This is a genomic window from Microbacterium sp. LMI12-1-1.1, assembly GCF_040676455.1.
GTDB lineage: Bacteria > Actinomycetota > Actinomycetes > Actinomycetales > Microbacteriaceae > Microbacterium.
In genome coordinates, this window is record NZ_JBEGIA010000001.1 from 372,011 (window position 1) to 398,177 (window position 26,167).

Annotated in this window: 26 protein-coding genes; 15 read left to right on the forward strand and 11 right to left on the reverse strand. The window is 70.2% G+C overall.

Going from position 1 to position 26,167, the window contains the following annotated elements; all coding sequences use genetic code 11:
• The first annotated feature begins 26 nt into the window (after positions 1-26).
• From MRBLMI12_RS01655 to MRBLMI12_RS01675, 5 genes are read left to right on the forward strand one after another with little or no spacing between them, the layout of a single operon-like run.
• Positions 27-851, forward strand: coding sequence for an ABC transporter ATP-binding protein (locus MRBLMI12_RS01655; protein WP_363353346.1), 825 nt, complete (start codon positions 27-29; stop codon positions 849-851).
• Complete coding sequence (locus MRBLMI12_RS01660; protein ID WP_363353348.1) at positions 848-1,657, forward strand: ABC transporter ATP-binding protein; 810 nt, start codon at positions 848-850, stop codon at positions 1,655-1,657. The genes MRBLMI12_RS01655 and MRBLMI12_RS01660 overlap by 4 nt, the downstream gene beginning before the upstream one ends.
• Entirely contained in the window at positions 1,654-2,733 is a 1,080-nt protein-coding gene (locus tag MRBLMI12_RS01665; RefSeq protein ID WP_363353350.1) for an ABC transporter permease, read from the forward strand. Before MRBLMI12_RS01660 ends, MRBLMI12_RS01665 begins: the two co-directional genes overlap by 4 nt.
• Before the next feature lie 2 nt (positions 2,734-2,735).
• A complete protein-coding gene (locus MRBLMI12_RS01670) occupies positions 2,736-3,788 on the forward strand; it encodes an ABC transporter permease (protein WP_363353352.1) in 1,053 nt (350 codons plus the stop codon).
• Entirely contained in the window at positions 3,785-6,127 is a 2,343-nt protein-coding gene (locus MRBLMI12_RS01675; protein ID WP_363353354.1) for a glycoside hydrolase family 3 N-terminal domain-containing protein, read from the forward strand. The genes MRBLMI12_RS01670 and MRBLMI12_RS01675 overlap by 4 nt, the downstream gene beginning before the upstream one ends.
• A gap of 81 nt (positions 6,128-6,208) precedes the next feature.
• Here MRBLMI12_RS01675 and MRBLMI12_RS01680 read toward each other — a convergent pair whose 3' ends face one another.
• Entirely contained in the window at positions 6,209-7,066 is an 858-nt protein-coding gene (locus MRBLMI12_RS01680; RefSeq protein WP_363353356.1) for a DUF3027 domain-containing protein, read from the reverse strand.
• Positions 7,050-7,433 carry a cold-shock protein gene (locus tag MRBLMI12_RS01685; protein ID WP_194413393.1) on the reverse strand — a complete coding sequence of 128 codons (384 nt, stop codon included), beginning with the start codon at positions 7,431-7,433 and terminating at the stop codon, positions 7,050-7,052. Before MRBLMI12_RS01685 ends, MRBLMI12_RS01680 begins: the two co-directional genes overlap by 17 nt.
• A 144-nt stretch (positions 7,434-7,577) precedes the next feature.
• Here MRBLMI12_RS01685 and MRBLMI12_RS01690 point away from each other — a divergent pair, with 144 nt between their 5' ends.
• From MRBLMI12_RS01690 to MRBLMI12_RS01700, 3 genes are read left to right on the forward strand one after another with little or no spacing between them, the layout of a single operon-like run.
• Positions 7,578-7,841, forward strand: a complete 264-nt coding sequence (locus MRBLMI12_RS01690) for a multidrug ABC transporter ATPase (protein WP_331910384.1) — start codon at positions 7,578-7,580, stop codon at positions 7,839-7,841.
• A gap of 5 nt (positions 7,842-7,846) precedes the next feature.
• Positions 7,847-9,568, forward strand: a complete 1,722-nt coding sequence (locus MRBLMI12_RS01695; RefSeq protein ID WP_363353358.1) for a helicase-associated domain-containing protein — start codon at positions 7,847-7,849, stop codon at positions 9,566-9,568.
• Between the two features lie 51 nt (positions 9,569-9,619).
• Entirely contained in the window at positions 9,620-11,260 is a 1,641-nt protein-coding gene (locus MRBLMI12_RS01700; RefSeq protein WP_363353360.1) for a DNA repair helicase XPB, read from the forward strand.
• Between the two features lie 60 nt (positions 11,261-11,320).
• On the opposite strand, the gene MRBLMI12_RS01705 is transcribed toward MRBLMI12_RS01700, so the two are convergent.
• Positions 11,321-13,114, reverse strand: coding sequence for a bifunctional metallophosphatase/5'-nucleotidase (locus tag MRBLMI12_RS01705; RefSeq protein ID WP_363353362.1), 1,794 nt, complete (start codon positions 13,112-13,114; stop codon positions 11,321-11,323).
• Between the two features lie 284 nt (positions 13,115-13,398).
• On the opposite strand from MRBLMI12_RS01705, the gene MRBLMI12_RS01710 reads away from it, so the two are divergent.
• Entirely contained in the window at positions 13,399-14,226 is an 828-nt protein-coding gene (locus tag MRBLMI12_RS01710; protein WP_363353364.1) for an SDR family oxidoreductase, read from the forward strand.
• A gap of 60 nt (positions 14,227-14,286) precedes the next feature.
• Positions 14,287-14,835, forward strand: a complete 549-nt coding sequence (locus MRBLMI12_RS01715) for a TetR/AcrR family transcriptional regulator (protein ID WP_363353366.1) — start codon at positions 14,287-14,289, stop codon at positions 14,833-14,835.
• Between the two features lie 26 nt (positions 14,836-14,861).
• Here MRBLMI12_RS01715 and MRBLMI12_RS01720 read toward each other — a convergent pair whose 3' ends face one another.
• The 3 genes from MRBLMI12_RS01720 to MRBLMI12_RS01730 are packed head-to-tail and all read right to left on the reverse strand — an operon-like array spanning position 14,862 to position 17,712.
• Positions 14,862-15,569 carry a pyrimidine reductase family protein gene (locus MRBLMI12_RS01720; RefSeq protein ID WP_363353368.1) on the reverse strand — a complete coding sequence of 236 codons (708 nt, stop codon included), beginning with the start codon at positions 15,567-15,569 and terminating at the stop codon, positions 14,862-14,864.
• Entirely contained in the window at positions 15,569-16,477 is a 909-nt protein-coding gene (gene folP, locus MRBLMI12_RS01725) for a dihydropteroate synthase (RefSeq protein ID WP_414686156.1), read from the reverse strand. Before folP ends, MRBLMI12_RS01720 begins: the two co-directional genes overlap by 1 nt.
• Positions 16,474-17,712: an NAD(P)/FAD-dependent oxidoreductase gene (locus tag MRBLMI12_RS01730; RefSeq protein ID WP_363353370.1), complete on the reverse strand. Its 1,239-nt coding sequence runs from the start codon at positions 17,710-17,712 to the stop codon at positions 16,474-16,476. Before MRBLMI12_RS01730 ends, folP begins: the two co-directional genes overlap by 4 nt.
• A 228-nt stretch (positions 17,713-17,940) precedes the next feature.
• Here MRBLMI12_RS01730 and MRBLMI12_RS01735 point away from each other — a divergent pair, with 228 nt between their 5' ends.
• The 3 genes from MRBLMI12_RS01735 to MRBLMI12_RS01745 all read left to right on the forward strand — a co-directional run bounded on the left by MRBLMI12_RS01735 (position 17,941) and on the right by MRBLMI12_RS01745 (position 20,833).
• Positions 17,941-18,633 carry a response regulator transcription factor gene (locus tag MRBLMI12_RS01735; RefSeq protein WP_308869889.1) on the forward strand — a complete coding sequence of 231 codons (693 nt, stop codon included), beginning with the start codon at positions 17,941-17,943 and terminating at the stop codon, positions 18,631-18,633.
• A 227-nt stretch (positions 18,634-18,860) separates the two neighbouring features.
• Positions 18,861-20,405, forward strand: a complete 1,545-nt coding sequence (locus MRBLMI12_RS01740) for a sensor histidine kinase (RefSeq protein WP_363353372.1) — start codon at positions 18,861-18,863, stop codon at positions 20,403-20,405.
• Between the two features lie 140 nt (positions 20,406-20,545).
• The gene (locus MRBLMI12_RS01745) at positions 20,546-20,833 is read left to right on the forward strand and encodes a WXG100 family type VII secretion target (RefSeq protein WP_349428162.1); all 288 of its coding nucleotides are present in this window, start codon (positions 20,546-20,548) and stop codon (positions 20,831-20,833) included.
• A gap of 86 nt (positions 20,834-20,919) precedes the next feature.
• Here the strand turns inward: MRBLMI12_RS01745 and groL are convergent, their stop codons facing one another.
• From groL to MRBLMI12_RS01770, 5 genes are all read right to left on the reverse strand, one after another.
• Entirely contained in the window at positions 20,920-22,539 is a 1,620-nt protein-coding gene (gene groL / locus MRBLMI12_RS01750; protein WP_349428163.1) for a chaperonin GroEL, read from the reverse strand.
• A 189-nt stretch (positions 22,540-22,728) separates the two neighbouring features.
• Entirely contained in the window at positions 22,729-22,929 is a 201-nt protein-coding gene (locus MRBLMI12_RS01755; protein WP_045298154.1) for a cold-shock protein, read from the reverse strand.
• Positions 22,930-23,059: 130 nt separating this feature from the next.
• Positions 23,060-23,629: a LytR C-terminal domain-containing protein gene (locus MRBLMI12_RS01760; protein ID WP_363353375.1), complete on the reverse strand. Its 570-nt coding sequence runs from the start codon at positions 23,627-23,629 to the stop codon at positions 23,060-23,062.
• A 68-nt stretch (positions 23,630-23,697) separates the two neighbouring features.
• The gene (locus tag MRBLMI12_RS01765; protein ID WP_308869894.1) at positions 23,698-23,946 is read right to left on the reverse strand and encodes a DUF3263 domain-containing protein; all 249 of its coding nucleotides are present in this window, start codon (positions 23,944-23,946) and stop codon (positions 23,698-23,700) included.
• Positions 23,947-23,955: 9 nt separating this feature from the next.
• Entirely contained in the window at positions 23,956-24,975 is a 1,020-nt protein-coding gene (locus tag MRBLMI12_RS01770) for a DUF2332 domain-containing protein (RefSeq protein WP_363353378.1), read from the reverse strand.
• 191 nt (positions 24,976-25,166) lie between these two features.
• Between MRBLMI12_RS01770 and msrB the strand changes: the two genes are divergently transcribed.
• On the forward strand, positions 25,167-25,583 hold the full coding sequence (msrB, locus tag MRBLMI12_RS01775) for a peptide-methionine (R)-S-oxide reductase MsrB (RefSeq protein ID WP_363353380.1): 417 nt from the start codon (positions 25,167-25,169) through the stop codon (positions 25,581-25,583).
• Positions 25,583-26,119, forward strand: coding sequence for a nitroreductase family protein (locus tag MRBLMI12_RS01780; protein WP_363353382.1), 537 nt, complete (start codon positions 25,583-25,585; stop codon positions 26,117-26,119). Before msrB ends, MRBLMI12_RS01780 begins: the two co-directional genes overlap by 1 nt.
• Positions 26,120-26,167: the final 48 nt, after the last annotated feature.

Genomic DNA, 26,167 nt, shown 5'->3' on the forward strand with positions numbered 1-26,167 from the left:
GCCCTCACGAAAGCGAACCAGCACCGATGAGCGAATCGCTGCTCTCCGTCCACGACTTCTCGATCGTCTACGACGTCGATCCCCCGGTACGGGCGGTCAAGAACGTCACCCTCGAACTCCAGCGCGGTGAGATCCTCGGACTCGCCGGCGAGAGCGGATGCGGCAAGACGACCCTCGCCTACGGCGTCCAGCGCCTGCTCAAGCCCCCGGCCGTGATCACGAGCGGCTCCGTCGTCTTCCACGACGCGACCGGCGAGGACGTCGACATCAACAGCCTCGAGGCCGAGGAGATGCGCCGCTTCCGCTGGGACAAGATCTCGATGGTCTTCCAGGGCGCGATGAACTCGCTGAACCCGGTCGCGACCATCGGCTCCCAGCTGGAGGACGTCTTCGAGGTCCACCGCCCCGCTCTCTCCCGCTCGCAGCGGCGCGCGGCCGTCGTCGAACTGCTCGAGATCGTCAAGGTCGGCGCGCAGCGCTACCGCTCGTACCCGCACGAGCTGTCCGGCGGCATGCGACAGCGCGTCATGATCGCGATGGCGCTCGCGCTTCGCCCCCAGCTCATGGTCATGGACGAGCCGACCACCGCCCTCGACGTGCTCGTGCAGCGCGAGATCCTGCGTCAGATCTCGCACCTGCGTCACGAGTTCGGATTCTCGGTGATCTTCATCACCCACGACCTGCCGTTGCTGCTCGAGATCAGCGACCGCATCGCGATCATGCGCGACGGCGAGATCGTCGAGCTCGACACCGCGGAGCGGATCTGGACCGACCCCCAGGACGAGTACACCCGTACGTTGCTGGCCTCGTTCCCCAGACTCACCGGAGAGAGAGGGGTGGTCCACCGATGACCGTCCTCGAGTTCGACGGCGTCACGAAGGTGTACTCCGTGCGCGGCGCCGGCCAGATGAAAGCGCTCGACGACGTGAGCTTCACGCTCCGCTCGGGCCAGACGATCGGCCTCGTCGGCCAGTCCGGAAGCGGCAAGTCGACCATCGCGAAGATCCTCACCCAGCTCGAGACGCCTACGAGCGGCGAGGTGCGTCTCGACGGCGAGCCGATCCCCCGTCGGGGCAAGGGCCTGCGCGCGTACCGTCAGCAGCTGCGGATGGTGTTCCAGGACCCCTTCGCGTCGCTGAATCCGTACCACTCGATCCGCTACGCCATCCAGCGGCCCCTCCAGCTCGACGACGTCGTCCCGAAGGGCCAGCTCGACGACGAGGTGCGCCGGCTCCTCAGCCGCGTGCGGCTCGACGCCGACGCAGTGATCGACCGCCGGCCGCACGAGCTCTCGGGGGGTCAGCGCCAGCGCGTCGCGATCGCCCGGGCCCTGGCATCCCGCCCGAGGCTGCTCGTGGCCGACGAGCCCGTCTCGATGCTCGACGTGTCGATCCGCCTCGGGGTGCTCAACCTGCTCGCGGATCTGCAGCGCGAGGAGGGGCTGGGAGTGCTCTACATCACGCACGACCTCGCCACCGCCCGGCACTTCAGCGACGAGATCCTCGTGCTCAACCAGGGGCGGGTCGTCGAACGCGGACCCGCCGACGACGTGATCCTGCGTCCCGACAACCCGTACACCCAGGAGCTGCGCGCGGCATCCCCCGATCCCGACTCCTACTTCGCGCACGCTGCAGGCATCCTCGGAGGTGAGAAGTGAGCGCCGTGGCACCCCAGCTTCCGGCCCCGGGCTTCGACGCGATCGAGGAGGGCACGACCGCGACCAGTGCCGTCAAGGGCCGCACCCGCGTCCCCTGGCGCTTCCTCGGCAACCGCACCCTGTTCTACCTGTTCACGCTCTGGGCTGCCATCACGATCAACTTCTTCCTGCCGCGCCTGATGAAGGGCGACGCGGTGAGCGCGTACCTCGCGCGCAACCGCAACGTCACGCCCGAGGCGGCGGAGGCTCTGCGCGCCCTGCTCGGAATGGATACCGACACCTCGCTCTGGCAGCAGTACGTCGATTACTGGGGCCTCCTTCTCCGCGGCGACCTCGGCATCTCGCTGCTGCACGGCATGCGGCCGGTGACCGAGGTGGTCGGCCAGTCCCTGATCTGGACGGTCGGCCTCGTCGGCTTCGCGACGCTCCTCGCATTCGCGATCGGCACCATCGGCGGCGCCATCGTCGGCTGGCGCCGAGGCAGCCGACTCGACGTCCTCATCCCCATCACCACCTTCTTCAGCACCATCCCCTACTTCTGGCTGGGTCTGCTGGCGATCTCGGTCTTCTCGGTCGCGCTCGGGTGGTTCCCGATCGGCAAGGCCTACGGCGTCGGCGTGGCGCCGGAGTGGTCGTGGGAGTTCATCGGCGACGTGCTCCATCACGGCTTCCTCCCCGCGGCGACGATCGTCATCGCCTCGCTCGGCGGCTGGATGCTGGGCATGCGGAACATGATGCTCACGGTGCTCGACGAGGACTACGTCACCGTCGCGCAGGCCAAGGGCATGCCCAACGACCGGGTGCTCTGGCGCTATGCCGCTCGCAACGCCGTGCTCCCCCAGATCCAGAGCTTCGCGCTGGCGCTCGGCTTCATCGTCGGCGGCACGATCGTGATGGAAGTGGTGTTCAGCTATCCCGGCGTCGGCAAGCTCCTGCTGGACGCCACCAACGCGAAGGACTACGCCCTGATGCAGGGGGTGTTCCTCGTGCTCACGATCTCGGTGCTGCTGGCGAACCTCCTCGCCGACGTCGCCTACGCGTTCCTCGACCCGCGCACGCGCCAGACGGAGGCCTGAGCATGAACACGATCGTCAACGACACGACAGCGCAGCGTCCGGCGAACACGCCGGCGACGGCCACCGTCCGCAGCCCCGCCCCGGCCGGCAAGGCGCCGGGCAAGCCGACCTTCTGGTCCAAGCTGGGCGCCGCATTCGCGATGTTCCGCAACAGGAAGTCGATCACGGGCCTGTCGATCCTCGGGTTCTTCGTGCTCGTCGCGATCTTCGCCGATGTGCTGGCCCCGTACTCCCCCACGAAGGTCGACAACACGGCGCGCCTCCAGCCGCCGTCGGCGGAGCACTGGCTGGGTACGACGCACATCGGCGAGGACGTGTTGAGCCAAGTCATCCACGGCACCCGCGGCGTCATCGTGGTGGGCTTCCTGGCAGCGATCATCGCCACGGTCATCGCGATCGTCGTCGGTGTGCTGTCGGGCTACCTGCGCGGGTGGCGCAGCGAGGGCCTGTCGGCTCTCACGAACGTCTTCCTCGTGATCCCCGGCATCCCGTTGATCATCATCGTGGCGTCGATGTTCGAGGATCCGCCCCTCATCCTCGTCGCGGGGGTACTGGGCCTCATCGGCTGGGCCTGGGGCGCGCGCGTGCTGCGCGCCCAGACGATGTCGCTGCGCAGCCGGGACTTCGTGCAGGCCGCCCGGGCCAACGGCGAACCCCTGCGACGGATCATCGCCGTCGAGATGCTCCCGAACCTCATGGCGCTGATCGCCGCGAGCTTCGTGGGCACCGTGACCGCAGCGATCATCGGCCTCACGACCCTGTCGTACATCGGCATCATCCCGGTGACGACCTACAACTGGGGCACGATCCTCAACTGGGCGAGCGCGCAGGGCGCCTTCCGCCAGGGCCAGTGGTGGTGGTTCCTGCCTCCGGGTCTGTGCATCGCCGCCATCGGGGTGGCTCTCTCGCTGATCAACTTCGGCATCGACGAGTACGTCAACCCGCGCCTGCGGTCCGCCGGTGAGCGCGCCCGCGCCATGAAGAAGAAGGGCATGAACGTGAACGACACCGTCACCGTCGTGCGCACCGACATGAAGACGCAGGAGGACGCGTGACCACCGCGACCAGTCCCGCGTACCTCGACGTCTCGCTCCCGGTTGCCGATCGCATCGCCGATCTCCTGGGCCGCATGACGGCAGAGGAGAAGATCGGCCAGATGCTGCAGCTCGACGCGCGCGAAGATCTCGAGGATCAGGTCGTGCGCATGCACGCCGGGTCGATCCTGCACGCCTCGCCCGAGAAGGTGCTGCGCGCCCGCGAGCTCACCTTGCAGACGCGCCTGCGGATCCCGCTCCTCGTCGCCGAGGACTGCATCCACGGCCATTCCTTCTGGGAGGGCGCGACGATCTATCCCACCCAGCTCGGCATGGCGGCGTCGTGGGATCTCGGACTGGCCGAGCGCGTCGCACGCGCGACCGCGGTCGAGGTGTCGGCCACCGGCATCCACTGGACCTTCTCGCCGGTGCTCTGCATCGCGCGGGATCTCCGCTGGGGCCGGGTCGACGAGACATTCGGCGAGGATCCGTTCCTCATCGGCGAGCTCGCATCGGCGATGGTGCGCGGCTATCAGGGCGGTGGCCTCGACGACCCCACCGCGATCCTCGCGACGGCCAAGCACTTCGCCGGCTACTCCGAGACGCAGGGCGGCCGCGATGCGAGCGAGGCCGACATCTCGCAGCGCAAGCTCCGCTCGTGGTTCCTGCCGCCGTTCGAGCGGGTGGCGAAAGAGGGATGCCGCACCTTCATGCTCGGATACCAGAGCATCGACGGCGTGCCCATCACGGTCAACGACTGGCTGCTCAACGACGTGCTGCGCGGCGAGTGGGGATACACCGGAACCCTCATCACCGACTGGGACAACGTCGGGCGCATGGTGTGGGAGCAGAAGGTGCAGCCCGATTACGCGCACGCCGCCGCTGCCGCCGTGCTCGCCGGCAACGACATGATCATGACCACGCCCGGCTTCTTCCAGGGCGCTCTCGATGCGCTGCGGCACGGCCTCATGACCGAGGAAGCCCTCGACCGCGCGGTGACCCGCATCCTGCTGCTCAAGTTCGAGTTCGGCCTCTTCGAAGACCCGCGCCTGCCCGACCGCGAGCGCATCGCGGCGGCGGTCGGCTCGGCCGAGCACACCGCGCTCAACCTCGAGGCGGCACGTCGATCCCTCGTGCTGCTGCGCAACGACGGCACGCTGCCCCTCGCCGGTGGCGTGACGGCGGACGATTCCGGACGAGTCCGGGTCGCGGCATCCGGCCCCCGCCGCATCGCGGTCGTCGGCCCCCTCGCCGACGATGCGCAGACGCAGCTGGGCGACTGGGCCGGATCGTCCGGCCAGGTGGACTGGATCCCCGACGGCCACCCCCGCGGGATGATCACGACGGTGCTCGACGGCCTGCGCGCGCATGCCCCCGCGGACTGGGAGATCCGGCACGCGCGCGGTGCCGACATCCTCACCCTCGAAGAGGACCCCGAGGGCGCGTTCTTCCCCGACGGGCAGCCTCGACCCCAGGTCGTCGTGCCGAGCCCGCCGGACGCGGCGCTCATCGCGGAGGCGGTGGCCGCGGCCGAGGGCGCCGACTACGTCGTCGCCGTGGTCGGGGATCGCATCGAGCTGGTCGGCGAAGGCCGATCGACCGCGACGCTCGAGCTCGTCGGCGGCCAGCTCGCCCTGCTCGAGGCGCTCGCCGCCACCGGCACCCCGCTGGTGGTGGTGCTGCTCGCATCGAAGCCGCACGTCCTGCCGCAGACGGTGATGGATGCCGCGGCCCTGATGTGGGCGGCGAACCCCGGAATGCAGGGCGGTCAGGCTGTGGCGGAGTTGCTGCTGGGGCTCATCGAGCCGACCGGTCGCCTGCCGATCTCGTTCGCCCGCCACGCCGGCCAGCTGCCGATCTACTACAACCGGATCCGCGGCCAGCACGGCGACCGCTACGCCGATCTGACGCAGAGTCCCGCCTTCGCGTTCGGCGAGGGCCTGTCGTACTCGACGGTGGAGTACTCGGGCCTGCGGATGGTGGATCCCGCGCCGGACCGCGAGGGTAGGGTGCGCGCGCTGGTCGAGCTGCGCAACAGGGGCGAACGCCCCGCGCACGAGGTCGTGCAGGTCTACGTGCGCGACCCCTTGGCCTCTGTCAGCTGGGCCGACAAGGAGCTCAAGGCCTATCGGCACGTCGATCTGCGGCCCGGCGAGACCGCCACGGTCGAGCTGTCGCTGCCGGTGGCCGACTGCACGATCGTGGATGCCGCCGGCAGGCGCCTCGTCGAGGCCGGCGAGTTCGAGCTGCTGGTCGGGCCGTCCTCACGCGACGATGCCCTCCTCAGCGCCCGATTCCAGGTCGCGGACGCCGCGGCACCGTCCACCTCGTCCGACCGACGCGCCGTCGAGCACCGCTGACGCCGACGCGAGAGGGTGGATCACCGCCGCGCTGCGGGCAGCGGTGATCCACCCTGTCGTCGTGCTCCGAGGAGCCAGGCCTCAGGACTCGTCGGCGTCGTCGTCCTCTTCTGAGTCCTCGTCGTCCGAGTCGTCGTCCGAGTCGTCCTCGTCGGACCCCTCGTCGTCGTCGAGGTCGTCGGACTCGTCGTCGTCATCGCGGTCGTCGTCGAAGTCGTCGTCCTCTTCGTCGTCCTCGTCGAAGTCGTCATCCTCGTCGGAGTCGTCGGCGTCCTCGTCATCGTCGGCACCGGCCTCGGCGAGTTCGTCGATGTCGACCCCGTCGACGTCGCCGGCGTGGAGGATGGACGATCCGTCGTCGTCGAAGTCCGACGCATCGAGGTCATCGACGTCGTCGAGGTCTTCGTCCTCGTCGTCCTCGTCATCCTCGGCGTGGGCGGCCTCGGCCAGCGCCGCCTGCGCGGCGTGGTAATCGGCGAGGCGCACGGCCCACGGCACCCAGTCCGGCGCGAGCAGCGCGCCGTCGCCCGGCAGAAGCTCCACCTCGAGCACAGTGGGCTCGGCATCGTCGACGCGCGCGAGGCTCACGGTCCAGAACCACCCCGGGTAGCCCGAGAGGCGGTTCGCGAAGCGGAGCGAGACGACTCCTCCGGCTTCCACGCGATAGTCCGCGGGTTCGCCGATCGACGTCTCGGGAGTGATCTCGCGCAGCGCCGCGAGCGCGAGGTCGTGAGCGGCGAGCAGCTGCGGATCGGGCTCGATGACGGCAGCCTCGTCCGGCTCGACGACGGCAGCCTCGTCCGGCTCGACGACGGCAGCCTCATCCGAAGTGTCGGATGCGGCATCCGTCACTGCCGACTCGTCCGATGGCGCATCAGACGCGGCGTCCGCTGCGGCGACGACGTCGGCAGGATCGGCCGGATCAGGCGTCGAGCTCATCAGCCACCTTGCGCAGCACGGCGGCGACCTTCTTGGCGTGCGCGCCGCTCGGGTATCGGCCGTGGCGGAGGTCGCCGCCGATGCCGTCGAGCAGCTTCACGAGGTCCTCGATGATGATCGCCATGTCGTCGGCGGGCTTGCGGGAGCGCTTGGCGAGGCTCACCGGGGCCTCGAGCACGCGCACCGACAGCGCCTGCGGGCCGCGCTTGCCGTCGGCGATGCCGTACTCGAGCCGCGTGCCGGCCTTGGGTGCGGGCGTGCCGGGAGGCAGGGCGGTGGCGTGCAGGAAGACGTCCTGACCGTCTTCAGAGGTGATGAAGCCGAACCCCTTCTCCTCGTCGTAGAACCTGACCTTGCCGGTGGGCATCGAAACCTCGCTGGATCGGTCGCCGCGAACACCGCGGCGAAACAGAGCATGACAAAAGCGGGGTCTTCCAACCCCGGTACCCAGCCTAACGGACCGGTGCACATTCGGATCGTGGCGCCGACGCCAGCGAGTAGGCTGGAGCGGATGAGCACAAACCCTGCCGGCGACGTTCCCGTCCGCCGCATCGACCGCATCCTGGCCTTCATGTCGCTGGGCCTGCTCGTGCTCTCGATCCTGAGCTTCTTCGCGATCATGATCGCGTCCGCCGCCGGCGCCGACATGAGCACCGGCGTCTGGCCCCTCGTGGGCGTGCTGGTGTACGTCGCTCCTCTCGTGGCGTTCGCACTGCTGCTCGCGGTCTTGATCATGAGCTTCGTGCGGAGGGCTCGAGCCAACCGAGGAGGCTGACACGCTTGGTCTCCGACGCGCGCGCTCTTGCGACGCGGCTCGCCGAACTCGGTGACGCCGCGCTCGCCCGGACGCTCGCGGCGCGCGGCGTCTCGGCACAGAGCGGCTGGCACGACTTCTTCGACGCGGCCGAGGGGCTCCTCGATCCCACGTCGGTCGACCGCGCGCTGACGCATCTCGACCGGCGCGACCTCATCGCCCTGCACACCGGAGCGGGTCCGCTCGACGGCGCGCCCGCGCGTCTCGCGCTCGTCGATGCGGAGGGCATCGCCTACACGGCGGTCGTCGAGCGGGTCGCTGCGGCCGCCGACGCGACTCCGAACGCCTTCCGCCCCGTCCTCGCACCCGCCGACCCGGTGCCGGCCGAGCCACGCGCCGCCGCGGCCGCCGCCGAGCGTGCGTTCACGACCGCCGGCTCGCTCGCCGACATCCTGCTGGCGTGCCTGCACGCTCCGCTCGCACGCACGGGGGCCGGACCGATCAGCGCAGTGGACCGCCGGCGGCTGACGGATGCCGGCGCCATCGAGTTCGCCGAGGACCTCGAAGACCTGCTCGCCTCCGCCGCCGACGCGGGACTCGCGGACGCCCGCGAACGCGAGTGGACCGTCACCGACGCGGGCGAGCAGTGGCTCGAGACCCCGACGCCGGAGCGCTGGGAGACCATCGCCGAGGGATTCCGCGCCGCGCTGCCCGACGGGCTGCGCACCCCGGCGCACGGCTTCCTCGTGCCCGACGCGTGGCCCGACATCTACCCGCTCGACCCGGAGTGGCCGGCACGCGCCGACAGGCTGCGCCGCATCGGCGTGCGCTGGGGGTTGTTCGGCAGGGACGACCCCGCCGCCGAGTTCGCGTGGACCACGGCGCTGCGGGCCGGCGAGCCCGCGGATGCCGGCGCCATGGCCGCCTACCTCCCCGCCGAGATCGACCGTGTCTATCTGCAGGCCGACCTCACGGCGATCGCCCCTGGTCCGCTCGCGCCCGCCCTCGACCTGCGCCTGCGTTCCATCGCCGTGCGCGAGTCCCGCGCGCAGGCGTCGACGTACCGGTTCACCGCGGCGTCGGTGGGCGCTGGCATGACCGAAGGTGAGACCGCCGATTCGATGCGCGCCTTCCTCGCCGAACTGTCGCTGACCGGCATCCCTCAGCCGCTCGACTACCTCATCGAGAGCACGGCCGCACGCCACGGGCTCGTGCGCGTGAGCACGGACCACCTCACCGGGCGCACGCGCGTGGAGAGCTCCGACCCGGGCCTCCTCGACGCGATCGCGATCGACCAGGCGCTGCGCCCGCTGGGCCTCATCGCCGACAGCGGCCTCCTCACGTCGCGGGTGGCTCGCGACGCCGTCTACTGGAGCCTCGCCGACGCGCGCTACCCGGTCGTCGCGCTCGACGCGGACGGTGCGGCCGAGTCGGTCCACCGCCGGGCCGCGGTCGCGCCGTCCGTGCCCTCGGCGGCTCCGGAGGCGACGTATGCCCGCCTGATCCGCACGCTGCGGGGCGGGCACGGCACTCAGGGCGAGGCGGGCTGGCTCGAACGCGAGCTCGAGCAGGCCGTGCGCGCCCGCGCCGAGATCCTGGTGGTCGTGCGGATGCCGGACGGGTCGGAGCGCTCGTTCGTGCTGGAGGCGGCCGGCCTCGGCGGCGGACGCCTGCGCGGGCGGGATCGCGCCGCGGACATCGAGCGCACCCTCCCGGTGTCGAGCATCGTGAGCGTCGGCGCGGCGTGAGTCCATCCAGGGTGCGCCGGTCGCCGGCGAGCCCCGGTAGACTGGCACGTTATGGCTGACGGCCCCCTCATCGTCCAGAGCGACCGCACGGTTCTCCTCGAGGTCGCGCACCCCGATGCGGAGAGCGCGCGGCACGAACTCGCGATCTTCGCCGAGCTCGAACGCGCCCCCGAGCACATCCACACGTACCGCATCACCCGGCTCGGGCTGTGGAACGCACGGGCGGCCGGTCACGACGCCGGAGACATGCTCGCAACGCTCGATCGCTGGTCGCGCTTCCCGGTGCCGCCGTCGGTGTCGATCGACATCTCCGAGACGGTGGGCCGCTACGGGCGCTTGGTGATCGAACGCAACGAAGAGGGCGAGCTCATCCTCCGATCGACGGATGCCGCGGTCCTGGCCGAGGTGTCCAAGAACAAGCGCATCCAGCCGCTGCTGATCGGCCGCCCCTCCCCCGACGCCTTCGTCATCGACGCGTGGGCGCGCGGCCACATCAAGCAGGAACTGCTGAAGATCGGCTGGCCCGCCGAGGACCTCGCGGGGTACACGCCGGGCACGCCGCACCCGATCGACCTCGCGGAGGACGGCTGGCACCTGCGGCCGTACCAGCGGCAGGCCGTCGACATCTTCACGCAGGGCGGGTCGGGCGTCGTCGTGCTGCCCTGTGGCGCCGGCAAGACTCTCGTCGGCGCGGCGGCGATGGCCGACACCAAGACCACGACGCTCATCCTCGTGACGAACACCGTCAGCGCCCGGCAGTGGCGCGACGAGCTGCTCAAGCGCACGTCGCTCACCGCCGAGGAGATCGGCGAGTACTCCGGTCAGGCCAAGGAGATCAAGCCGGTCACGATCGCGACGTACCAGATCCTCACCGCCAAGCGGAAGGGACAGTACGCCCACCTCGCCCTCCTCGACGCCCTCGACTGGGGCCTCATCGTGTACGACGAGGTGCACCTGCTGCCCGCGCCCGTGTTCAAGCTCACCGCCGACCTGCAGGCGCGGCGGCGGCTCGGGCTCACCGCGACGCTCGTTCGCGAGGACGGCCGCGAGGGCGACGTGTTCAGCCTCATCGGCCCCAAGCGGTTCGACGCGCCATGGAAGGAGATCGAGGCTCAGGGCTTCATCTCGCCGGCCGTCTGCTACGAGGTGCGGGTCGACCTGCCCGCCGGGGACCGCCTCGAGTACGCCGCGGCCGCCGACGACGAGCGGTACCGCCTCGCAGCAACCGCACCCGCGAAGATCGGCGTCGTGCGCGACCTGGTGGCGCGCCACGAGGGCGAGCGCATCCTGATCATCGGCCAGTACCTCGATCAGATCGACGTGCTCGCCGAGGCGCTGAACGCCCCCAAGATCACGGGCCAGACCCCGATCGACGAGCGGGAGCAGCTGTACCAGGCGTTCCGCGTCGGCGAGATCTCGGTGCTGGTGGTGTCGAAGGTCGCGAACTTCTCGATCGACCTCCCCGAGGCATCCGTCGCCATCCAGGTGTCCGGGTCGTTCGGCTCACGCCAGGAGGAGGCGCAGCGGCTCGGACGCCTGCTGCGTCCCAAGCAGTCGAACCACACCGCCAGCTTCTATACGCTGATCGCCCGCGACACCGTCGATCAGGACTTCGCTCAGAACCGGCAGCGGTTCCTCGCCGAGCAGGGCTACGCCTACACGATCCTCGACGCGCACTCACTCGCGGCCTGAGCCCCAGAGAACGCCGAACGGCCCGGCGGTGCGATGCAGCGCCGGGCCGTTCGTCCGCGTTTACTGCTTGATGATGCGGTCGAGCGTTCCGGGCGCGTACGGGCTGTTCGCGCTGAGGTACGCAGCGAACGCGTCGATGTCGAGCCCGCCGTAGTACACGTTGCCCGCCGCCAGGAACGTCGGGAACCCGTCGCCGCCGCCCGCGAGGAAGTTGTTCGTCACGACGCGATACACCGTCGTGTCGACCAACGGCTCGCCGTTCAGCGTGACCGTGCCGAGCGTGGTGCCGGAGTACGTGTAGGCGAAGCCCTCGCTCACCTGCAGGATCTTCGGCTGGGCGGTGTTCGGGCCGCTCCACTGCTGCACCAGCAGCTCCTTGATCTGGGCACCGGTGAGGTCCAGCGACACGAGGTAGTTGTTGAACGGCTGCACGTTGAACGCCTCCTCGTAGGTGACGTCACCCGGGGCTTCGCCCCACGCCGACGCACTGTATGTGAGATCGGTGCGGATCCCGCCGGGGTTCATCAGCGCGATCTGCGGTGCGGCGTACGGCCCGATGACGCTCGGGTCGGCCAGCTGGGCGTCGGCGATCAGATCTCCGAGCGCCGACTCGCCGCCCGCGTTGGGCACGCGGTTGATGTCCGAGGCGATCGAACCGATCACCTCGCTCGCGATCGGCGCGACCAGTTCCTTGTACTTTGCGATCAGATCGGTCTCGGCCGGGTCCTTGTCCACGTTGCGCGTCACGAGCATGTTCTCGCTCGTGACAGACGTGCGCACGATGTCCTGCGTGCGGCGGTCGTACGAGAGATTCGTCTCGGTGTACAGGCGCCCGAACGAGGAGGCGGACGTGACCATGCGGCTCTGGCCCGCGGGGTCCGGGATGTTGCAGACGTACGGCGCGTGGGTGTGCCCCGACACGATCAGGTCGATCGCCGGATCGAGGTTCTGAGCGATGGGGATGATCGGGCTGTTCGCCGCGATCTCCGCCCCGTTGCCGCAGGCCGCGTTGTAGGCGGCGCTCGACGGAGGTGTGCCGCCCTGGTGGATCAGCACGACGATCGCGTTCACGCCTTGGGCCCGGAGCACCGGCACCAGGGCGTTCGCGGTCTCCACCTCGTCCTTGAAGTCCAGGCCGGCCACGCCGGAAGCGGTGACGATGTCGGGGGTCTCCTCGAGCGTCATGCCGATGAAGCCGATCTTGGCTCCTCGCACATTCTCGATGGAGTACGCGGGGAGGATCGTCTCGTTCGTCCCGTCGTAGACGACGTTCGCCGCGAGGAAGTCGAAATCGGCCCCGGCGAAGGAGCCGTCCGGGCACGAGTTCTGGTTGTTCGCGCCGTCGCCGTCGTCGATGCAGCCGCCGTTCGCCATGCGCAGCAGCTCGACATAGCCCTCGTCGAACTCGTGGTTGCCGACGGCCGAGACGTCGAGGTGGAGCGCATTGAGCGCCTCGATCGACGGCTCGTCGTGGAAGGCGCCGGACAGCAGCGGCGAGGCCCCGATGAGGTCGCCTGCCGCGACGGTGAGGGAGGTCTTCTCGTGCCCCTCCCGCGCCTGTGCGAGGTGGGTCGCGAGGTATTCGACGCCGCCGACCCCGGGAGGGGCGAGAGTGTCGGTGGTCACGCCGCCGGGCAGGTTCAGCCGGCCGCTGGAGCCAGCGGGGGGCTCGAGGTTGCCGTGGAAGTCGTTGAACGACAGAAGCTGGATCTCGATCTCCGGGCCGTTCGGCTTGTTCTTCTCGCCCGGAGCGGCGCTGGCGGCTCCGGGACCGGCCAGTGCGAGCGCCACGGCAGTCGCGGCGATGACCGCTCCTCCAGTCAGGCGCGAGATGGATGTCGTGCGCGTGTGCACAGGGCCCTCCCCTTCTCTGGCGGACGCCTCCGCCCGCCGTATGCACGCGTCCTCGTGGGCGCGATCAGGATGAACCTAATACAGAGCACGCGGGTGCGACAGAGCCGGTGCCAGGATGCCGTGCACCTGTTATCGGAGACGTCGCGGCGAAGTCGCCGAATCGCACGGGCGCGCAGAGCTATCGAGCCATGGCGAACCTCTTGCACTACATAAATAGTACGTCTACACTACGTTCGTAGTAGGCGTGATGAATCAGGCGCCCACGACGGGGACGGAGGGACGACATGCCGACAGCACTCGTCACCGGAACGAGGCGCGGGATCGGAAGAGCGGTCGCCCGTCGGCTCGCGGGGTCGGGATGGACGGTCTTCGCGGGGGTCCGCGACCTCGCCGATTGGAACGACGTCACGGTGGCGGACGAGCACATCACCCCCGTCAGCCTCGACGTCACCGACCAGGCGCGTATCGACGCCCTCGCCGACGCCCTGCCCGATCGTCTGGACGCGCTCGTCAACAACGCCGCATTCGCCGTTCTGGGACCGGTCGAGACGCTCACCACCGCGGATCTTCGGCGACAGTTCGAGGTCAACGTCGTGGGCACGGTCGCCGTCACCCGGGCGGTGCTCCCCCGACTGCGCGCGGCAGCGGGCAGGATCGTCTTCGTCTCGTCGGTCGGCAGTCGGTCGGTCATCCCCATGGAGGGCGCCTACTGCGCCTCGAAGTGCGCCGTGGAGGGGATCGCCGATGCTCTCCGGGTGGAACTGCGCCCCTGGAACATCGCCGTGTCCGTGGTCGAACCCGGGCCTACCGACACCGAGACCTGGCGCGAGGTCGACACCATGATCGACGACATGGAGACGCGGATGTCGCCGCGGGATCGCGACCTCTACGCGCGGCACGTCGTCGGGCTGCGGAACAACATTGCGCGAATGGGATCCGCTGCGGCACCACCCGACGCCGTCGTTCGCGCCATAGAACTTGCGTTGACCGTGCGGCGGCCACGCGCACGCTATGTGGTCGGGGCTCCGGCACGGGCGATGGTCGCCATGCACGCACTTCTTCCGACCCGCACCGGAGACGCGATCGGCGCCCGCATCGCGGGTCTGACGTGAGCCACTGAGCCCGGCCGACGCGATGGCGCTCTGCGCCCAGCCGTCGCCTATGGTCAGAACATGGCTTCAACGAGAGACCGCGCCCTGGACGCCGCGGTCGCGCTCGTGGGTGAGCAGGGCATAAGGGCGTTGACGCACGCCCGAGTCGACGAGCGGGCGGGGCTGCCGAGGGGGTCTACCTCGAACTGGTTCCGCACGCGTGACGCACTCATCGCCGGGGTCGTGGCGTGGATCGCCGAGAGCGAGCGAGCCGATCTCGCCTCGGACGCGAGGCCCTCGATCGAGACGCCCGAGCAGCTCGTCGACGCGCTCAGCGGTGCGATCGCGCTGCAGACCGGGCCACTCGCCTCGCGGACGAAGACGCGGTACGCGATCTTCCTCGAGTGCGCCGGCGATGCCGAGCTGCTGGCCCCCCTGCTCGCTCAGCGTCGGGTCTTCGTGGACTGGACCATCGCCCTGCTGACAGCCGTCGGCGCGCGCTCTCCCCGGGACGCGGCCCGCACGCTGATGGCGACCGGCGAGGGGCTCGTCCTTCATCGCATGACCGTGGATCCGGATGCCGAGATCCGGCCCGTCATCGAGCGCGCCGTGCGCGCCGCGCTCGACTGAGGCAGGCCCGCGCCTGCCCGGCGGCGTCACACCGCGACGTAGCGCAGGAAGACGAATCCGTCCTCGTCCGTCATGACTCCGGCGAGCGCGAACCGGCGATCGGACTCGGCCGCACCCTGTGCGATGCGTCCCGCGTCGCCGCCCACGAATCGGGGTGCCACGGTGAGGCAGACCTCATCGACCAGGCCGGCGTCGAGCAGCGCGCCGAAGAGGTGCGGGCCACCCTCGCACAGCACCTGATGCCATCCCCGGCGGGCGAAGGCGTCGAGCGCGGCGACGAGATCGACCGACGCCGCGCCGCACGGCAGCACCTCGGCCACCGCTGCGAAGAGATCGCCGCGGGCGTCGGCGGCGGCATCCGTCGTGACGATCAGCGGGCGCCCCGTCGCCTCGGCGAACACGGAATCGTCTGGCTCGAGGTGCAGGCCGCCGCTGACCACGGCGAGGGCCGGCTGATCGGCGAGGCCGTGCGCACGCCGCCACTCGACGTGGTCGGCGTCGACCTGCAGTCCGCCGTAGCCCTCGGCGCGCACGGTCCCGGCGCCGACCACCACGACGTCGGCCATCGCGCGCAGCACCTGCATGAGCGTGCGATCGGTGTCGCCGCCGAGGGCGCCGCTCTGCCCCCCGAGCGTGACGGCGCCGTCAGCGCTCGAGACGAAGTTCATGCGCACCCGCGGCTCGGCCCGGTCGGGCAGCTCATATGCGACGAAGAGCTCGTGGCGGGTCGGCATCAGGCGTTCCCTTCGGCGCGGGCGTTGTGCAGTTCGAGAACCGGCTCGCGCCAGCCCAGGATCGCCTCGACCATGCGCATCGCGTCCACGGTCTCGCGCACGTTGTGGGCGCGGACGATCCGGGCGCCGTGGAGCACGCAGTACACCGCCGCGGCGAGCGAACCCGAGAGACGGTCGCCGCGGTCACGATCGAGCGTCTCGCCGACGAAGTCCTTGTTCGAGAGAGCGACGAGGAGCGTGGATCCCAGCGCGGTCAGCTCGTCGAGCCGCCGCGTCAGCTCGAGCGAGTGACGCGTGCTCTTGTTGAGGTCGTGGCCCGGATCGAGCACGATCCGCGCGTCGGGCACGCCACGTTCGCGCGCGAGCTCGCGCCGGTCGGCCAGGAAGCCGGCGATGTCGCCGATCACGTCGTGATAGCGAGGCAGCGGATGCGGGGTCCGGGGCGCGGCAAGGCTGTGGGCGATGACGACGCCCGCGCCGCCCTCCGCGATGACGTCGGCCATCGCCGGGTCGTGCAGGCCCGTCGTGTCGTTGATGATCGCGGCACCGGCCTCGATGGCGGCGCGTGCCACCTCGGGCTGGAACGTGTCGACGCTCACGCGCGCGATCGGCGCCAGCTCGCGCACCACGGGCACGACGCGTGCGATCTCCTCCTCGACCGGCACCGGGGGTCCGGGCGCGAACTTCACCCCGCCGACGTCGACGATCTCCGCTCCCGCCTCGGCGGCGGCGGCACCGGCTGCCACCGCGGCGTCGAGGGCGAAAGTCGCACCACGGTCGTAGAAGGAGTCCGGCGTGCGGTTCACGATCGCCATGACCGCGACGTGCCGCGCGAGGTCGAGAGGGCCGCCGGGAAGATCGAGCACTCCCGTGAGCAGCGCGGGGGCCGAATCGGGAGCGAGGGTCACGGAAGAAGGCTAGTCAGTGGCACGTCCGCATTCTGCAGGCGCTCCGCGTCGAGCCGTTCGCCCGATCGGATCAGCGCCTGCACGGTCTCGTTCACGTCCCAGACGTTGACGTTCATACCCGCGACCACGCGACCCCTGCCTGTGGAATCGGGGGCGTCGACCCAGAACGCGATGAACTCCCGGCCCGCGAGATCCCCGCGGACGACGAGCTCGGCATCCGTCATGAGCGGCGCGTAGCCGGACAGCTCCATGCCGAGGTCGAACTGATCCGTGTAGAAGTACGGGATGTCGTCGAAGGATGCCGGCTCGCCGAGCATCGACCGCGCCGCGACCTTGCCGGCGTTCAGCGCATTCGCCCAATGCTCGCTGCGCAGATGCCGCTGCAGCACCGGGTGGAACGGGTTGGCGACGTCCCCCGCCGCGTACACGTCGGGTGCGCTGGTGCGCAGTGCCGCATCGGTGAGGACGCCGTTCAGGATGTCGAGGCCGGCCGCCTCGGCGAGCGCGGTATCGGGTGCGGCGCCGACGCCGACCAGCACCAGGTCTGCGGGAAGCGTCTCACCGTCGACGACGACGCCTTCCGCTCGGTCGGATCCCGCGATGCGCTCCACCGCGACCGACGTGCGCAGGTCTACGCCGTGCTCCAGGTGCAGACCCCGGAAGACCTCCCCCATCTCGGCGCCGAGCGCGGCCGCGAGCGGCACGTCGTCGCGCTCGAGGATCGCCACGTCGTTGCCGAAGCCACGCGCGGTGGCGGCGACCTCCATGCCGATCCACCCCGCACCGATGACCACCAGCCGCCTGCCCCCGTCGCGCAGCTGCGCGGCGAGCGCGTCCGAGTCGTCGAGGCGACGCAGCGTCACGACGCCGGGCAGCTCGTGGCCGGGCAGCGGGATCATGCGCGGCGTCGCACCGGTCGCCAGCAGCACGGCGTCGTAGCCCAGTCGTGTCCCGTCCTCGAGCTCCGCCGTGTGAGCGGCGGCGTCGAGCGCACGCACGGCCACGCCGGTGATCAGCCGGATGCCCCGCTCGGCGTACCACTCGGCGGGGTGCAGGATGACGGCATCCGTCCCCTCGCTCCCCGCGAGGTACCCCTTCGACAGCGGGGGTCGCTGGTAGGGCGGATGCGGCTCTGCGGCGACGACCGTGATGTCGCCGTCGAAGCCCTCGTCGCGCAGGGCCTCGGCCGCCGTACCGCCGGCAAGGCCCCCTCCGATGATCAGCATGTGGCTCATGACGGCTCCTCTCGTCGACGTGCGGGCGTCAGGGGAAGCGCGCGGACGGCAGACGTCACCTCGATCCATCGCGCAACAGCAACGGCTCGCCTGGCCCTGACGCTACCCTTCCTCGCCCCCGCAGTGGCCGCTCGAGGTTCGAGATCCGCCGCACCGACGCGTGGACGAATTCGGGGCCGCGTCGCAGATATCCAGACGCCGCATGGATTCCGCCGACATAATGAGGGCATGACCGCACCGCGCATCCTCGTCGTGGACGACGAACCGAACATTCGCGATCTGCTGATCACGAGCCTGCGATTCGCCGGATTCCAGGTACGGGCCGTCTCCAACGGCGCTCAGACGATCTCGGCCGTCCTCGAAGAGGAACCGGACCTCATCATCCTCGACGTGATGCTGCCCGACATGAACGGGTTCAGCGTCACCAAGCGCCTCCGCGGCGCCGGCTACACGGCGCCCATCCTCTTCCTGACCGCGAAGGACGAGACCGAGGACAAGATCACCGGCCTCAACGCCGGCGGTGACGACTACGTCACCAAGCCCTTCAGCCTCGACGAGATCGTGGCCCGCATCCAGGCGATCCTGCGCCGCACGATGCAGGCGGACGAGGAGTCCGTGATCCGCGCGGGCGAGATCACGATGGACCAGGACACGCACGACGTGCAGGTCGGCGAGGCCTCCATCGACCTCAGCCCCACCGAGTTCAAGCTGCTGCGCTACCTCATGCTCAACCCCAACCGCGTGCTGTCGAAGGCGCAGATCCTGGACCACGTCTGGGAGTACGACTTCAACGGCGACGCCGGCATCGTCGAGAGCTACATCTCGTACCTCCGCCGCAAGATCGATCCGCACTCGTCGGAGCCGCTCATCCAGACCAAGCGCGGCTTCGGCTACATGCTGAAGGCCGGCAAGACCGCCTAGCGGCGGCGAGCAAGGGGGACGATCTGGCGCAGAAGCCCGACGCGATCACCCGGTGGTGGCGCGGCACGAGTCTGCGCGCGAAGGTCACCGGGGTCACTGTCGCGCTCCTCGCGGTCGGCCTCATCGCCGCCGGCGTCGGCACGGCGGCGTTCCTGCGCAACTCGCTGATCGACGGCGTCGACACGCAGGTGGACTCGCTCGCCCGCACGGATGCGGCAGGCCCACTGATGGATCTGAGCGCCAACGAGGGGAATCTCGAGGCCGAGCCGATCACGAACGCGCCGCCGACGGATTATTTCGTCGCGGTCTACGAACCGACCCACGGCAAGCTGCTCGAGACCGCGGGAGGGCGAGGCGGCCCGGAGCCGGCGTTCCCTTCGGCGTTCCCCCTGGACGTCGCGCAGTCGCAGGAGCTGCGGATCGCGACGCTATCCTCCGAGGACGGCGACACGGAATTCCGCGCAACCGTCACGGTGCAGGAACTGGCCAACACAGGACTGCTCTACACGCAGATGGTCGCCGTCCCCCTCGCTACCGTGAACCGCACGATCGCCTCGTACATCGGCATCTACAGCATCCTCGCCATCCTGATCCTCGTGGGCGGGGCGGTGGCCACCCGCTACCTCGTCACCCTCACCTTCCGCAGCCTCGGCCAGGTCGAATCGACCGCCGACGCGATCGCCGCGGGCGATTTCAGCCTGCGCATGACCGACATCGAGCCCACGACGACCGAGGTCGGGCGCCTCAAGACCGCCATCAACGCGATGCTCGACCGCGTCGACGCCGCCATCACGCAGCGCGATGCGACCGTGCGGCAGATGCGGCGGTTCATCGGCGACGCCAGCCATGAGCTGCGCACCCCGCTGGTGACCGTGCGCGGCTATGCCGAGCTGTACCGCATGGGAGCCGTGCGCGGCGACGAGGACGTCGCGCAGTCCATGGAGCGCATCGAGAAGGAGGCGATCCGCATGGGGCTGCTGGTCGAGGACCTGCTGGCCCTCGCGCGCCTCGACGAGCGCCGCGACGTCGTCATCGGTCCGGTCGACCTGCGCCCCGTCGCCCGCGATGCCGCACTCGACGTCCGTGCTGCCTCCCCCGCACGCCCGGTCACCGTCATCGACACCACGGTCGAGCATCCTGCGCGGCCGGTCGAGGAGGAAGCGGCAGGCGTCGCCGACGAGAAGCGGCGCACCGGAAGCACTTCGGCGATCTCCCGGGCCGGCGCGACGCTGTCGCTGCTGCGACGGCGTCCGAAGCCCGTGCCGGCGACCGGAGCGGCGGCATCCGCCCTGCCCCCGCTGCTGCCGGATGCCGACGGCACCGCCCCTGCGGACGGGCTTCCGCCCATCGTGCTCGGGGACGAGAACCGGATCCGCCAGGTCGTGACGAACCTCCTCGGCAACGCGCGACGGTTCACCGCCGACGACTCGCCCATCGAGCTGCGCGTCGGGACGGACGCGCGCTCCCGCATGGGCTGGATCGAGATCGTCGACCACGGCGAGGGCGTGCCGGATCAGATCAAGGACAAGATCTTCCAGCGCTTCTGGCGGGCCGATACGTCGCGAACGCGTGAGACGGGCGGCTCCGGGCTCGGTCTGTCTATCGTGGCATCGATCGTGGAGGCGCTGCACGGCTCGGTCGACGTCGTCGACACCCCAGGCGGCGGCGCGACGTTCCGCGTCGCGTTCCCGCTGGCCGACGCCCGCGCCGCTGCGGAGCACCTCGACGTCCTGACCCAGCCGATGCCGCGCCTGGCCGACGCGTCGGAGTGACGCGCCTCCTCCCCCGCCGGCGATTCCGCGCCTCCGTCCCCAGATGACGACGGATGCCGTTTCCCGCGCATCCCCGGCCCCTAGCGTGGCGTCACCGCGGGTTCGGCATCCGGCCGCCGCACGTTGATCAGGAGTCCCGAATGGCCGTCTTCACCGTCGACAGCGACAGCATCCTCACCTCGACCGCCACGGTGCGCGGCACGATCGACCGGCTGCAGGCGGAGTCGAACGCGATGCTCTCACAGCTGACCCAGCTGCAGTCCTCGTGGACCGGCTCTGCCTCTGCGGCATTCGCGGGTGTCGTCGAGCAGTGGCGCGCCACGCAGCGCCAGGTCGAGGAGTCCCTCGCCAGCATCAACGCGTCGCTCGCCGCCGCCGGCCGCCAGTACGCCGACACCGAACTGGCGACGACGAGCCTGTTCCGCTGATCTTGTTCCGCTGATCCCCCCCGAACGCAGAACGGCCCCTCCGCGAGGAGGGGCCGTTCTGTGAACGCGTTACGCGAGGGGCGGGATCAGAAGTCCATGCCGCCGGTCGGGTCGCCGGCCGGAGCCGAGACCTTCTCCGGCTTGTCGGCGACGACGGCCTCGGTCGTGAGGAAGAGGCCGGCGATCGACGCAGCGTTCTGCAGCGCCGAACGGGTCACCTTGGCGGGGTCGATGATGCCCTGTGCGAACAGGTCACCGTACTCGCCCGTGGCGGCGTTGAGGCCGTGGCCCGCGGGGAGCTCCGACACCTTGTTCGCCACGACGCCCGGCTCGAGACCGGCGTTGAGGGCGATCTGCTTCAGCGGGGCCTCGATCGCGACACGCACGATGTTGGCACCGGTCGCCTCGTCACCGGTCAGCTCGAGGGCGTCGAGCGCCTTCCGGCCGGACTGGATGAGGGCGACACCACCACCGGGGACGATGCCCTCCTCGACGGCCGCCTTCGCGTTGCGAACGGCGTCCTCGATGCGGTGCTTGCGCTCCTTGAGCTCGACCTCGGTGGCCGCGCCCGCCTTGATGACGGCGACGCCACCCGCGAGCTTGGCGAGGCGCTCCTGAAGCTTCTCGCGGTCGTAGTCGCTGTCGGTGTTCTCGATCTCGCGACGGATCTGCGTGACGCGACCTTCGAGCTGTCCGGGGTCGCCGGCACCCTCGATGATCGTGGTCTCGTCCTTGGTGACGATGACCTTGCGCGCACGGCCGAGCAGGTCGAGGGTGGCGTTCTCGAGCTTGAGACCGACCTCCTCGGTGATGACCTGGCCGCCGGTGAGGATCGCGATGTCCTGCAGCTGCGCCTTGCGACGGTCGCCGAAGCCGGGAGCCTTGACGGCGACCGACTTGAAGATGCCGCGGATCTTGTTGAGCACGAGGGTCGCGAGAGCCTCACCCTCGACGTCCTCGGCGATGATGACGAGCTCCTTGCCGTCCTGGATCACCTTGTCGACGACGGGCAGAAGGTCCTTGATGTTCGAGATCTTCTGGTTCGCGATGAGGATGTACGGGTCCTCGAAGACCGCCTCCTGGCGCTCCGGGTCCGTGACGAAGTAGGGGTTGATGTAGCCCTTGTCGAACCGCATGCCCTCGGTGAGCTCGAGCTCGGTGCCGAACGTCTGCGACTCCTCGACGGTGACGACGCCTTCCTTGCCCACCTTGTCGATGGCCTCGGCGATCAGCGCGCCGATCTCCGGGTCAGCGGCCGAGATCGATGCCGTGGCAGCGATCTGCTCCTTGGACTCGACCTCCTTGGCGGACTCGAGCAGCTCGGCGGTGATGGCGGCGACGGCCTTCTCGATGCCCTTCTTGAGCGAGATGGGGTCGGCGCCGGCTGCGACGTTGCGCAGGCCCTCGCGCACGAGCGCCTGGGCGAGAACGGTCGCGGTGGTCGTGCCGTCACCGGCGACGTCGTCGGTCTTCTTGGCGACCTCCTTGACGAGCTCCGCACCGATCTTCTCGTACGGGTCGTCCAGCTCGATCTCCTTGGCGATGGAGACACCGTCGTTCGTGATCGTGGGTGCGCCCCACTTCTTCTCGAGCACGACGTTGCGACCGCGCGGGCCGAGCGTCACCTTGACGGCGTCGGCCAGGATGTTGAGGCCGCGCTCGAGGCCGCGGCGGGCCTCCTCGTCGAAAGCGATGATCTTTGCCATGTGTGTGTCGTCCCTCCGGAACGTTGGCTTTGGGTATTAGCACTCAACAAACACGAGTGCTAAATCATTCTGGCACTCGACCCTATCGAGTGCAAGCCGCGGTGACGGATGCCGACATACGAGGAGACGGGATGCCTCGCGGCATCCCGTCTCCTGGGTCATGTCAGCGCCGGGCGCTGGGTCGGCTGGTCAGACGACGCGCACCGACTCCGCCTGAGGGCCTTTCTGGCCGGAGCCGACCGTGAACTCCACGGTCTGACCCTCTTCGAGCACGCGGAAGCCCGACATGTCGATGTTCGAGTAGTGGACGAAGACGTCCTGGCCGTCGGCGACGGTGATGAAGCCGAATCCCTTCTCGGCGTTGAACCATTTGACGGTGCCCTGGGTCATGCGAATCTCCTGTAGCCGGCGGTGCAGGGCTTCATCGTATGCAGGCGAAAACTCGGCCTCGGCGTGATTCGTCACTTGTTGACACGCAGGAATACAAGTGTTTACCGGCGCGAAACACGACGCCCGGCGATCAGGGAGTGGGTGCGGGCGTCTGCCCCGCGGCGGTGCGGTCGAGGCCGATCACGACCGTCAGCTGAGGGACATCGGGCGAGGTGGCCGGATAGGCCTCGCTCTGCTCGATCTCCGCGCCGCCGATGACGCCGGCGAGGCCGGCCGCAGCCGCTTCGTCGGCAGGATCCACGTAGAAGACGGTGGTCGTCGGGAAGTCCTGCGAGCCCGCTTCACCCGCCGTGACCTTGTCGTCGGCCCATCCAGCGCCCACGACGACGTCCTTCATCTGCGTGGCCAGTCCCTGCTCGGGAGTCGCGTTGAGGATCATCACGTCGTAGTTCATGTCGACCACCGGCGTGACCTCGGGGACGGGCGCCACCGTGGGAGTCGGCGTCGGCACGAGCTCGATGCGGCCGGACGCCAGCAGCGTGCCGAAGATCCCGATGACGATGAGCACGACGGTGGCCAGCGCCGCCCACAGCAGCACGACCCAGCCGCGCATCCGCGGGTTCTCCGCCCGGTGGGCGCCCACGCGGTCCGTCTCCGGCACATCGTCGAAACGATCCCGAGGGAAGCTGGTGGTCGGCACCCGTCGATGCTACCCGGCGAACGCCGGGCGTTCCGTCTGCGACAGCCGGTCCGGGCCCGAACCGCGACTCAGCGCGCGTCGGCGGCGCGGGCGGCGCGCTCGTGGAGGCGGACCTCACGCAGCCGCCGCAGCCGCTTGACGAGCATCGGATCGTGCTCCTGCGCCTCGGTCGTGTCGATGAGTCGCCCGAGGAGCTGGTAGTACCGTGCCGGCGAGATCCCCAGCTCGGCGCGGATCGCCTCCTCCTTGGCTCCCGCGTGCCGGCGCCATTCGACCTCGAAGTCGAGGATGGCGCGGTCGCGGTCGGTCAGAGGCACGCGTCCACGCTAGCCCGCGGCATCCGTCTCTCCGGTGCGCCACGCGCGCCAGTGCACGAACGAGCCGAGCGGATCCACCGCCGCGAGCGCCTCGCCGTCCCGGCCGAGCACGAAGCCGCCCCACGCGTCGGGGTCCACGGGCGACCGCCACCCCTCGTGCAGGGCCGGCGGATCGATCGTGATCCACACGGCGTCCAGTCGCCGCACGGCCTCGATGAGGCGCTCGCGCCCGGCACGCGGGATGTGCGGGAGCACGCCGGGGGTCGTCACGACGAGCGTCGCGCCGGCCGGCGCGGCCCCGGCGGCGGCGTGCAGCACGTCCGGGTCGGACGCGTCACCCGCCCGCAGCAGTGGTGGGTCGGCCGCGGCGATGTCGAGGGCTGCGGCGATGCGGTCGGCTCGCCCGGCCTCTCCCGGCCACACGAGGCTCGTGAGGAAACGGCGATCGCCGGCGTCGGCGGCGTCCAGCGGATCGAGGTCGATCCCGCCGCGCCACACCACCTCCGGCATGCGCAGGGGCGGATCGCCGGTGATCTCGCACTCCAGCACCACCGTCGACTGCCCGCCGGCAGGATTCAGCGCCACGACGCCGCCACCGCTGCGGTAGCGGTACGAGTAGCGGTCGGGATAGAGGCACAGTCCCGCGCTCGCGCCGACCTCCAGCAGCGCGATCGGCCCGGGGATCGTCGCCAGCGCGGGGAGCAGGACGGCACACCGCATCGGCTCGTTGGTCTGCAGGCGCCGCACGGATGCCTCGGCCACGGTCTGGTCGGCGTGGGCTCGCAGCCACGCGGCCCACGCCGCGAAGCCTGCCTCGGGCGCGCCGAGCATGCGCGTGACCGCGAAGACGAGCGGCGGCTGCCGGCGCGTGGCCGGGATGCGCGCGAGGATCGCGGCGACCTCCGGATCGGCCGCCACACCGCCGGCCCAGCCCGCGTAGAGCTGCGAGCGCCCGGGGGCCTCGTCGCGCGCGAAGCGCGCGTACCGCTCCACGACCGCCGCGGTCTCGGCATCCGGGTCCTGGGTCATCCCGCCATCCTCCCCCACGGTCCTGCTCTCCGGGGTTTGGGGCGCCCGGTGAACGTTCGGGGCGCACGCGACGCGCCCCGAACGTTCCTGGCGCGCCCCATACCCCGCCACCCGACGACCCGCTGCGCCACCGGCTGGGGTTGAATGGAACCAGGAGTGCACGGGCCGGATGCTGTGCCCAGGAGGAGACCATGAACTACGCCGTCGACAAGAGCGACGCCCAGTGGCGTGAAGACCTGACCGCCGAGCAGTACGCGGTTCTGCGCGAAGCCGGTACCGAGCGGCCGTGGACCGGTGAGCTGCTCGACGAGGGCCGCGCCGGCCTGTACACGTGCGCGGCGTGCGGCGCCGAGCTGTTCCAGAGCGGCACGAAGTTCGACTCGCACTGCGGGTGGCCGAGCTTCTACGAGTCGATCCGTCCCGAGGCGGTCGAACTGATCGAGGACAGCAGTCACGGGATGGTGCGCACCGAAGTGCGCTGCGCGAACTGCGGCTCGCACCTCGGCCACGTGTTCCCCGACGGCTTCGGCACCCCGACGGGCGACCGCTACTGCATGAACTCGATCTCGCTGCAGTTCACGCCGGGCGACGACGCCGGGACCGTCTGATGCCCGGAGCACTGGAGGCTGCCCTCGCGCGCCGTTCGTGGTCGAAGGTGACCGACGAGGCGCCGACCCACGCCGAACTGCTGCAGTTCGTGGCGGCCGCGGGCCGAGTCGCCGACCACTCGTCGCTGCGGCCGTGGCGGCTCATCGAGCTGCGCGGCGAGGACCGCGAGCGGCTGGGCCGCGCGATCAACAAGGCGCAGGGCGACAAGGGCGTCTCGTCGAAGCCGCTGCGCGCACCGCTGCTCATCGCGGTCGTGGCGAGCTACCGCAGGAGCCACAAGGTGCCGCGCTGGGAGCAGGAGGCCGTGGCCTCGGGCGTCGCGCACATGCTGAGCCTGCTGCTCGACGACGCCGGCTGGGGCGTCTTCTGGCGCACCGGCCACTACACGCGTGCGAAGGCCGTCGCGAAGGCCCACGGTCTCAAGAAGAACGAGGAGCTGCTCGGCTGGCTCTACGTCGGCGGCAAGCCGCCGCGCTCGCGGCCGGAACGGCGCAAGGCCGTCGACGCCCGCGCGTTCGTCACCCGCATGCCCTGAGGCAGGCGCATCGTCGCCCTGGCGCCACGTGGGCGCCCGGGAGGCGGG